Source organism: Holospora curviuscula (assembly GCF_002930195.1).
Taxonomy (GTDB): domain Bacteria; phylum Pseudomonadota; class Alphaproteobacteria; order Holosporales; family Holosporaceae; genus Holospora; species Holospora curviuscula.
Genome location: NZ_PHHC01000080.1, coordinates 65,838 through 76,357 on the forward strand (window position 1 = coordinate 65,838; position 10,520 = coordinate 76,357).

4 protein-coding genes, 1 tRNA gene and 1 pseudogene are annotated in these 10,520 nt (G+C 35.7%); 5 read left to right on the forward strand and 1 reads right to left on the reverse strand.

The window, feature by feature from the left end:
• The first annotated feature begins 399 nt into the window (after positions 1 to 399).
• From HCUR_RS03175 to HCUR_RS03185, 3 genes are all read left to right on the forward strand, one after another.
• Positions 400 to 471: transfer RNA gene (locus tag HCUR_RS03175), tRNA-Asn, on the forward strand.
• A gap of 9 nt (positions 472 to 480) precedes the next feature.
• Positions 481 to 972: a hypothetical protein gene (locus tag HCUR_RS03180; protein WP_104206710.1), complete on the forward strand. Its 492-nt coding sequence runs from the start codon at positions 481 to 483 to the stop codon at positions 970 to 972.
• 296 nt (positions 973 to 1,268) lie between these two features.
• Positions 1,269 to 2,132, forward strand: a complete 864-nt coding sequence (locus HCUR_RS03185; RefSeq protein ID WP_104206711.1) for an outer membrane protein — start codon at positions 1,269 to 1,271, stop codon at positions 2,130 to 2,132.
• Positions 2,133 to 3,956: 1,824 nt separating this feature from the next.
• On the opposite strand, the gene HCUR_RS03195 is transcribed toward HCUR_RS03185, so the two are convergent.
• Positions 3,957 to 4,190: a hypothetical protein gene (locus HCUR_RS03195; protein ID WP_104206713.1), complete on the reverse strand. Its 234-nt coding sequence runs from the start codon at positions 4,188 to 4,190 to the stop codon at positions 3,957 to 3,959.
• A 1,587-nt stretch (positions 4,191 to 5,777) separates the two neighbouring features.
• Here HCUR_RS03195 and HCUR_RS03200 point away from each other — a divergent pair.
• Positions 5,778 to 6,575 (forward strand): annotated as a pseudogene (locus HCUR_RS03200) (IS5 family transposase).
• Positions 6,576 to 7,199: 624 nt separating this feature from the next.
• Positions 7,200 to 8,690 (forward strand): leucyl aminopeptidase family protein, encoded by a 1,491-nt coding sequence (locus tag HCUR_RS03205; protein ID WP_165780699.1) that lies wholly within the window; start codon positions 7,200 to 7,202, stop codon positions 8,688 to 8,690.
• The last annotated feature ends 1,830 nt before the right edge of the window (positions 8,691 to 10,520 follow it).

Sequence of the window (10,520 nt, forward strand, 5' to 3'; positions counted from 1 at the left end):
TAGAAAACGTGCGTATTCTATGTAACATCTCAACTGCGCCTTGAGACCTTTTCATCGATTGCTATAATATTGCCGGGCTATTTTTACTTATGACCCAGGGAAAAAACAGATCTTGAAACTCAACATTTTGCCATCCCTCAGCCCCGCATAGCGCTGCGCACAAAGTCGCTAAGAATACCTCAGACGTATCATGCACCTATTCTTTACTCGATCTAGGATCTTTTAGGGGTTTAAAATGATCTAAACCCCCTTCTTCTACTTCTTTCATGAACCTTACCTTAAATGGTTCACCCTTCAAGGCATTCCCTTATTATTTTTCTTTTTTCAAATATTTATTGTTATGAGGGGGCTCTGGGGTATAGACAACACGGACAAATTTATCGTAGAATGAAAACGTATTCCTCGGTAGCTCAGTGGTAGAGCATGCGGCTGTTAACCGCCAGGTCGCTGGTTCGAGTCCGGCCCGGGGAGTTAAAAATATTGAACGTAAAACATTTTTTTTTATTATTGTTCGGTTTTTTTTTATTGAATTCTTGTGATTCTGTGTTTACCCCCCAAGTTCAAAAGTATTTTTCTAGCGTGTATGTGGATACCATTCCAGAACACTCAGGATTTTTGTTGCGATCCGTTTTGCAACGCATGTTTCTTGGCACTCGCTGTCCCAAAGCCTATACATTAACGGTAAAAATAGAAACTTTAGAGCGCGCTTTGGAAATGGGGGAAGATGCGAAAATTACTTTACTTCATGTAGTTGTGAGAGCTCCCTTTACCTTAACCTATGGCCAAACCCTGGTGTATCAAGGACAAGCAGTAACGTACTATTACCGTACATTAACGCCATCTTTTTATGGCCAAACTACCACACAATATTACATTTCTCAAGAAAGTGCGCAACAGTTGGCACAACAGATTTTTTTGGAATTGGGAAATTTTTTCGCACAAACTCAAAAATCTACTGATATTAAAAAATAATTAAAAGTCAATAGGGTGTTTACTGATTGTATTATAATATGTTCCGCTTCATGGGGGTAGTGTCTACATATAATTAAAAAATTTTTTTAATTATATTTTTTTTGTTTAATACAAGTTATTTTATTTTTGATTATTATTATAAAATTATAAAAAATAGACTTAAATATGGGATTTAAAAAATGTTGTAAAAAAACATTGTTAAGAGTTTATTGCTAAAAAATTACGATTTTTTCTGGTTATTTTTTAATTTTTTTGACAAAATACTAATGTTAATTAAAAATAATAGGACATTGAAAGTGCATAAAAATTTTAAATTAGTATATTTTTTGTTTCTTGCGACAACTTCGCTTCAAGCAGGAGAAGAAATAGAAGGAAGTTCTTCTTTCCAGTCTGGGATTGGTATCACCATGGGATTGGGAGTAGCAAATTCTTCCACAAGTGCAAAAGATGGCACCGCCTCTAATAACCTAAAATTATCTGGATACTATTATAGGCAAAACCCACAGGCACCGTTTCGGAGAATTGGGAATCCCAATGAATTGATAGACTTTTCCAATGCGTTAAAGGTAAAAAACAAGTCTGGGGTTGCTTGGACTATGGGTGCGCTCTTTCAAAAGAGAATGGGGTTTTACACTATGGGCTTGCGGTGGCTTTTTGGATCTTTGGCAAATTCTTCCCGTATAGCATACTCGAGCGGTTTTTGGCATTACAAAAATAATCCTGATATAAACAATGCCTATAATGGTTCTGAATCAAGCATTTCTGAAAATAATATCACAGCTTTTCAGTTGAAGAACAAATGGTTTACTTCCTTTATTTTTGAATTTGGCTACATTATTGGAAATCGGATTCAACTGTTTGCCGGACCCGGAGTATCTTTTCAGCGTCAAAAATTAGCATCCATTAATTCTTCTGGGAAATCTTCTGGTGGCATCTCCAAAACGGTGTCGGCTCCCATGGTGGCGCTTGGTGCTCGGTACGCATTAACTCAGCGTATGTCTTTAGGTCTTGAGTATCAGCGTCAATGGATGAGTAAAAAAACTTGGCACCAAATTTCCAAAATTGTTCCTGAAAAAACCACTGCTGTTGGTGCGCCCACCTTTAAGACGACCAATAATGTTTTCTTGATGACGCTAACCTATATGTTTGGCGCTAAATAAGGGTGTCTGTTTAATGAAATTGCATAAAAAGTAAGAAAAATCGCTCAAGGACAAGATATTTGTGCACAGGTAACTTGTCCTAGTACTTCTTTCTTTTACTTAAAATTAGTGACGCAAACCATTTTTTTAACCTATAGAAGATTATTTTACTGAAGGATAGTGAAATAAATAATTTGGCTGATGCAGTAGACCTATCATAAATTTTTGGATAGTCTTCTAAAATAATCTAACTAAGTAAATTAAATCCTCTAGAAGCGATCGCCTTTCTGGACTTTAAACCCCTTAGTGTGTTGTGCTTGCTTTACAATGCTAAACAAAACCTCTTGCGTATCAAGAAAAAACTACTGCTGTAGATATTCTTGATATGCTAAAATTCTCACCAGCCTTGGAACTGTTTCCTTCAAGCCAAGTAATACTTTTTTTGCACGTGTGCTATCATGAGCCCTAGCGCTTGTGCACATCAGCATTTCGCCAATAGCCCAAGATGTTGACCTTCCCCTTTCTTACTTCCATCTCTTCATTATTTAAAAGCGCGTGGGTTCACGCCCTGGATATTGAAGATTCCTATGGTAAGACTTTTGTTTTTTCTCCTCTTCATTCTGAGGATATCTCTGAGTTTTTTCTATGCTTTAGCCTGTTAAAGCGCCCAAACTCTTTAAGGACATCCCTTCAAAAAAAGCCGTTTCGTGATATAAACTATGCCATTCCATATCCGCCTAGCACCTTAGGCAGAGAACTCCGTTTGCGTCTCTTTTCTCTCATTGATCCTTTTTTCTATGACTTTCCACGCTTGGTCTTTTAGATCACTTGTATAACTTTTTGACCTCTCTCATCTCTCTTTGATGTCAATCCTATACTTATTCCTGTTATTTCACTCTTTTATATGCTTGGTTTTTAGAAAGTACAGGCTACCTCATGAGCACCTCAGAATATTTTGGAAATTATTTTACAGCTGAAAGTACATTTAAAGTTGTGAAGTGCACACACTATTTTTTTATGCTTTGATTGGTTATGTTTCCACTATGTAGGGTGCAAAAAGATTTGTTTGAAACTTTAGTGACCAGACAATTTCTTTAAATCGAAGCTATAAAGCAAAGCTTTTTTTTATGTGGGGTATACTCATTTTAGAGGCTTAGTGTGTACATATTTACACACATTGTGGAAAAAGATTTTAAAAGTTTAAGGTTTAAGCTAGAAAGCAAGAGAAACCTCATGAAAAACATTTCATAAAAATGCAACCAAAGCTATGAAACGCCATAAATGGTTAGTTTGACCTGCTACGCTTTATAGAGATAAAGTTTGAAAGTGTAACGTCTAGGGAGGTGCCCCAGGAATCGAACACTTGTATGCAAAGCACAGTGGATAATTCTTGAAAGAATCCTACTCTGGCGCAAAAATATGATCTCAGTTTTCGATACTTACCACATATAGTAATTTAACTTAAAAATAGGATTTAAAAGAATTGAAGCAAGATCTGATATCATTCCGTAGCTTGAGTAATATTACGGTCCATCCATCGTTTTATAGTAGCCCAAAATTTTTCAATGAGGGTTAGGTTGGGCTAATATGGGGGTAAGAAAATGAGCTCGCAGCCAAGCAATTCAATCAATTTTTTTGTCTTATAAGAGTTATAGAATGAGGCATGATCCAAAATCACAGATTATCTGAGTTTGAGCGCTTTAATTCAATACTGTTCTCCACGATAATTAAAAATTCGTATTGCAAGAATTATTAAACCCCCTAGGTACTATGGATTGATTATTTACTAAGCTAGCTATAATGATTTTTTGTAATATATACTAGCAACCAGTTTCTGGTTTTTCATCAACCTCTATCTTTGAAACTTGCCATCTCAATATCACTTTTATCACGATATATAAAACTTTGATTCGGTACCTCTTTTATGACTTCTAGATATTTATCTTGCTTTTTTCCCTTTGTCTTTCCAGAGGAAAAGATTTTTTTGTCGCTAAATTTTAGCTTCTTGAATACTACTTGGGTATATCCTGTGCTTATAGTGCACTCCTCCCCAATATTTTTTTTATCTAGTATTCTCATTACTTTTTGACAAATTGTTCTATTTTTGCATGGTCTACTCTATATTTACACTCTAAACATTTTTTAGTGTAGTATTTTTTTTCTTATATCGGGTACTCTTTTTACTTGCTGCATTTCTGTGTCCCTCAAACGCTTCTGATAGTTTTTGTGTGGTGTTTTTTTGCGTAAAGAATAGATTACGTTTTGTCTGAAATCGTTAGCGTGTGGATACTTCTCTTTTTCATCCTATTATGGTTATGCATCTAATTCAAAGTGATTTACTATAATATTATTCCATTACGCTTAGATACTTTGTATCCGTACCGCTATATATAGTAATTTAGCTTAAAAATGGGATGAAATTTGTTATCATTGGAAAAAAAACATGATAAGAAGACAATACAGCCTAGATTTAAAGAAAAGCGTAATAGAATAGATAAAATTGATTAATAATCAAAAAATGAACGTAAAATAGTCATCCTGAATAAAAGTAGTGTAAGCAGAGGCTGGATACGCTAAGAAAAAGAAGTAATCATAAACCCTCAAACACGATTAGTAAGTAACGAAACTATAGATCCAAATCCGCTAAAACTGTATGTTGAACATAAATAATATAAAATATGAGCAAAGATCGCTAGGCTATTTAATGCATGTATTAATTTCTATCTATAGAAGGCTTAAAAAGTGGTGCTTTAGCGATAAATCCTCTTTACCTCTGATTAGACGTGTGAAAAAATACATATCAAGAAACAATCCACGATATAGCGCCTAAACGTTTTGTATAAAGTGACGAGAGGGGTATAAAGATGATTATTTACAAAGACAGAGGATGGGCAAGAGAAGTAAAAAGCTTGTAGGTAAGAAGTATGACATACAGCAAAATAACATAAAATGCTTATAATAAAAGAAAAAAGAAGAGTATTTAAAGATATCGTATTTATTGAATTTTCGTCGTAAGGGGTGAAAAATTAAGAAGAAAGAAGGGATGAGCTATGAGAACTCTGGTAAACGTTTTGGAGTGGGTAAGCAGACGATAGAGGGAATGCGCGTTTAGAACCAAAATTAGTTCGCTCTAAGCCAGCAAGCACAATTAACATGGAATGTTTAGAATACGATATTACACGATATATCCTGATTCCTATCAGGCAGAGCGAGGGGAGGGTTTTTGGGGTTCTATAAAAAAACCTTAAATTATTCGAAAGCGGATCTTGAAAAAAGATCTGTATTGTGCCAAAAATGTGATGCGTTAAACAGGAAAAAAATAGAGTGCTTCCATTGATGAGCGTGGATTTGCGCATCATATAACGAAAGCAATCTAAACAGAGCATAATAAGAGTAAGAGAGAATTAATAGATAGAACATATTCAGTAGATTTTAGAAAAGAAGTATTGAAAATAAACGCTAAAGCAGAACTTTCATAGAGTGAAGTTTCGGATAGATTTAGGATATCGAGAGCATCAATATTTAGATGGAGCAAGAAGTGACAGCCTCAAAGCACCAGGAATCAGCCTTGAAAAAACCTGAGCAAAGACAGTTTAAGAAATAGACCTCTTGAGAAACTAGATTAAATTTAAAGTTTGATGTAAACGCTCTATAGAAGGATCTGTTATGAACGAGGAAACCATAAAAAATATAGAAGACGAAAAATTTCGTCGTTTAACAGGCGTTAAAAGATCACCTTTTGAAAAGATGCTTGATATTTTGAGAGAAGCCGAAGGCCTTAAGAAAGCGAAAGGCGGTGGAAAGAACACGCTTATTTTAGAGGATCGCCTTGTTATTTCTCTTGAGTACATACGGCAATACCCGTACTTATTTCCATATAAGTCAAAGCGATGGGGTCAGTGAGCATACGGCTTATGATACGATTAAAAATGGATAGAGAGAACGCTTATCAAGCACTCTGATTTTGCTTTGCCAGGTAAGAAAGCGCTTTTGAAACGTGATATGAATGATGAAATGGTATTCATAGATGCAACAGAACCCCCAATAGAGCGCCCAAAAAAGACAAAGAAAAGACACCCCTTAAACACTCAAGGTGTAGTAACTCAAGAAGGTATATGCACGGCTTTTTCAAAGGGCAAACGTCATGATTTCAGGGGTTTTAAAGAATCAAAAACTCATATTCATCCTAAAATTAAGGGTATGATGGATACAGGATATCAAGGCTTGAAAACACTCCATAGTAGAACTGACATTCCAAAAAAGAAGGGTAAGAAAAATCCGCTAATGCAAGAAGAAAAAAGGAAAAATAGAGAGCTTTCCAGCGAGCGGGTAATGAATGAAAATGGTATTGGGATACTCAAACGCTTTAAGATCATCTCTGATACATACAGAAACAGGCGTAACAGATTTGGGCTGAGATTCACTCTCATTGCAGGGGTCTATACCATGGAATTAGAAAAATGACAGTTTCCGAAGAGGTCTATTATTGAAATAGCTATTAATTCATCTGAAAACAGTATTATTATTGCTTACTCCATGACTTTTGTTAAAAAACTTGCCTAATCTGTGAAGATAGGTTCTTAAAATACTGCTCTTGAAGGACGTTAATGGCAAGCATCGTATCAATTTTATTGGATTTTCAATGTGACAACGATGCTAAAAAATGAATTATGATGTAGATTTCGATATTTTATATTATTTTTGTCATACATAATTAATGAATTTTGGAATTTAACTAAAAAAATAGCCCCTACTTTATATTTGAAAGACTTTATGGGCTAAGAAAAGGTATTATCGTTTTTATAAAAATGAGACAAAAATTATTCTTGGAAAAGCGCGGTTATTTTTTTGCATCCCTATTTTTAAAATTATGATAAAAATCGTAAAAAAGTTAAAAATATTTGTATAAAATAAATTAGTTCTAAATTAGTAAATGTAGTTGTTATGACATTATTTCTTGTTAATATGGAGTGCTTCCATTGAAAAATTTTATATTTCTATCAAGAAAAATTTTTAGAAAAATTATTATTATACTTTTTTATTGACTTTTATGACGGTTTATCCCAGACTCAATAGTAATATATTTTTTTGGTTGCCTTACAGATGCGTATTCATATTACAACAGAAACACAAGCTAAAATTCCTATAATTCTAGCTGTGTGTGAAGGAAAAATTTTTGGAAATATTTTGGCTATTTCTCAATTAGACGCAGTAAAGTATACACTCTCTACATTGAGCGTCGCAAAAGGAAAGTGGGTTGACATTGAGGTTGAATCAGGTCAAAGGGTGATATTCTGGGGGATTAATTCCTTTGAATCTATTTATGAAATTCGATGTCAAGGAGGAGAACTGTGGACTCTATGTCAAACTTTACCCTACGACGCAGTACAAATTTTTCCCTGGTCTAGCTATCCACAAGAGCTTTTGTATGGAATAAAAGTTAGAGACTGGCGGTTCGATACCTATCGAACCAATGCGCATCCTTTACCTAAATTAGGATGTAAAGATTTGTATGTGGTTGATCAAGGCTCAGATTTAAGTCACTACATTCAGCGCCATTACGGACGTATTGATAGCCTTCACTGGGCACGGCAGCGCTGTAACGAACCCGCTAATGTATTAACACCACAAAAATTTGCTCAACATTTAAAAGAGTTTACGCAATTTGGAATTCAGGTAGAAATTATTGAAAAATCCGCCTTAGAGGGCCAGGGATTCGGTGCCCTTCTGGGAGTTAGCCAAGGAAGTGCTCAGGACCCCTGTCTTGCGGTACTTCAATGGAATGGTGCCCATTCTTCAGAGGTTCGTACGACATTAGTAGGCAAAGGTGTTACTTTTGATACAGGAGGGATTTCTCTCAAACCCTCTTCTGGAATGGAAGATATGAAGATGGATATGTCCGGTGCTGCAGTGGTGGCGGCAGTGATACGGGCGGCGGCCATAGATAAGCTCCCCTTAAATCTTTATGTGGTGATTCCTTTGGTAGAGAATTCCATTTCAGGTTCTGCGCAACGTCCTGGTGATATTGTATTTTCTTTATCTGGTAAAAGCATTGAGGTGCTGAACACCGATGCGGAAGGACGATTAATATTGGCAGACGCTTTGTGGTACGCACAAGAGCGGTTTTCTTCTCAAGTTATTATCGATGTTGCTACATTAACTGGCGCTGTAAAAGTGGCTTTAGGACCTGAATATGGAGGATTGTTTGGAACCTGTGAAACACTGATTCAAACTCTTAAGTCCTGCGGTGCTTTAGAGGGAGAAAAATTTTGGCCTCTTCCTTTAGATCCTGCCTTTGATCGTTCTTTGGATAGCGATCATGCAGATATGAAAAATATCGCTAACGTTGGTTATGGCGCAGGAAGTTCTATTGGAGCCCAGTTTTTAAAACGATTTATACGACCAGGACAAAAATGGGCTCATTTAGACATTGCCAATGTGGATCATGTCACAGTAGATCATCCGTTGTGTCCTAAAGGGGGGTGCGCCTTTGGTGTGCAAACTCTTTATGCATATCTTTTAACCTTGGTTGCTTCTAAGCCGGATACCTCGTGTAACTCCGCTTTAGATCTAAAATAAATATCTGAAAGAACGGTGATTTTAAATCGTGTACTCATAAAATAAAAGGTATGATATAGGAGTAAAACTATTTCATTATGTTCCAAAGTGTATATTACAGAAGACCTTTTTCGGATCTTAAGGACTAGAGTAGATTAGAGAGTTGTACCCCAAGATTATAGTGCTCAAAGCAATACGCACTGTCGTTTTATAAGATGAAGAAACCAAAGCGTTTGAGAAAATCCGTGAGAAAAATTGGGGGATGCGCTCAATTATGAAGGATCGATAAGCGATTTCTGTCATATCAATGTACATTTTCAGCTTCCGAAAACCTGTACAACAGAGGAACCCCCTCAATTCAATGTAAAAGTAAATTTTTTGCCCAAAATACTTCTGTTGGCAATGAATATTACAGATCCTACTAAGATGGATTGTGTATAAGCTCCAGCATTAATCAGAGGGTTAATGCTGGATTGTTTATTAGACGAAAAACCTAATATGTCAATAATCTATTATTTTTTCGGATAGAGCTTTCTTTTCGTTTTCATCTTTGGCACCTCCTAGAATGAATTTTGTATTTAAAATTAAAAATAATAGACTGTTTAGGAGGTATTTTGAGAAGGACACTTTTTTGGGCTAATCTTTTAGGAAGATCTATATTTAGCGGGTATATATAGTACCTTAACTGAAGGATAGGCTTTGAAAGAATTGAAGTAAAGCCTTATATTATGCCGTTGAGTAAGGGTAATCCATCGTTTTATAGTAGTCTAGAATGTCTCAATGGAGTTCACGTCGGGACAATATGGCGGTAAAAACACCCCCGAAACCAAGTGATTCAATTACTTTCTTTTGGCTTATAAGCATTATGGAATGAGGCATGATCTATAGTCAGACTGGGGGGGTAGCGCTTTCATTCAACACTGTTCTCCTTAATGATGAAAAAGATCCGTATTGCAGGGGTATTACCCCCCCCCTAGGAGTAATCGATTGATTATTCCAGGAGGATACTATGGGTTCTGTTGGACTATGTACCACGCTTTTTACCAATCAGTGTTTTGCTTCTTTTACCTCACTCTCTTTTTTTGCAAAGCGTCATTTCTATAAAATACGTTCAGGCGCTATATCGTTGATTGTTTCTTGAGATGTATTTCTTCACAAGCCTCCCCAGAGATAAAAGAATTTTTATCACTAAAGCCTCACTTTTTAAGCCTTCTATAGGCAGAAATTAATGCGTGCGTTAAATAGCTTAGCGATCTTTGCCCATATTTTATATTCTTTATGTTCAACATATTTTTAGCGAATTTGGATCTATGGTTTCTTTGCTTTCTAATCGTGGTTTATGCTTGATGGTTTCTTTTTTTTAGCGTATCCACCCTCTACTTACGCTACTTTTACTTGCTATAATTCTTTGTGCCCCAATCTTTTGATGGTTACCTCGGTGTATGTACCTTTTAATTCGAGGTTTTTTGTCATTTTCTGAAGAGTATACCATATCTAATCCCATTTTTAAGCTAAATTACTATAGCGTGACTCAATCGATTCATTTTGTACGCCTACAATCCTACACTTTATGTGTATGGCATATCTTTTTTTTCGCGTTATTTGTTGACATTTGAGTATTATAGGGAGAAAAACCAAACGGAGATATAGCACAGACTTTTAAATATTTGTAATATATGCACGCAAAAAATCACAAGATTTTTTTACGTGATCGATTCCCACCAGCTGTTAGTGAAGGACATCATTAATTTTGACGGAAGTCATGTCTAGAGCTCCAAATCCATGGTGGGGGATTAAATTTTGTGATTGGATTGGCTATCGTCTCGTTTTTCCTTAACGTCCCCGGTCTAA

Bases quoted from the DNA above. Each gene is read 5' to 3' on its own strand.
- HCUR_RS03195 (WP_104206713.1), bottom strand. From the start codon at position 4,190: ATGAGAATACTAGATAAAAAAAATATTGGGGAGGAGTGCACTATAAGC.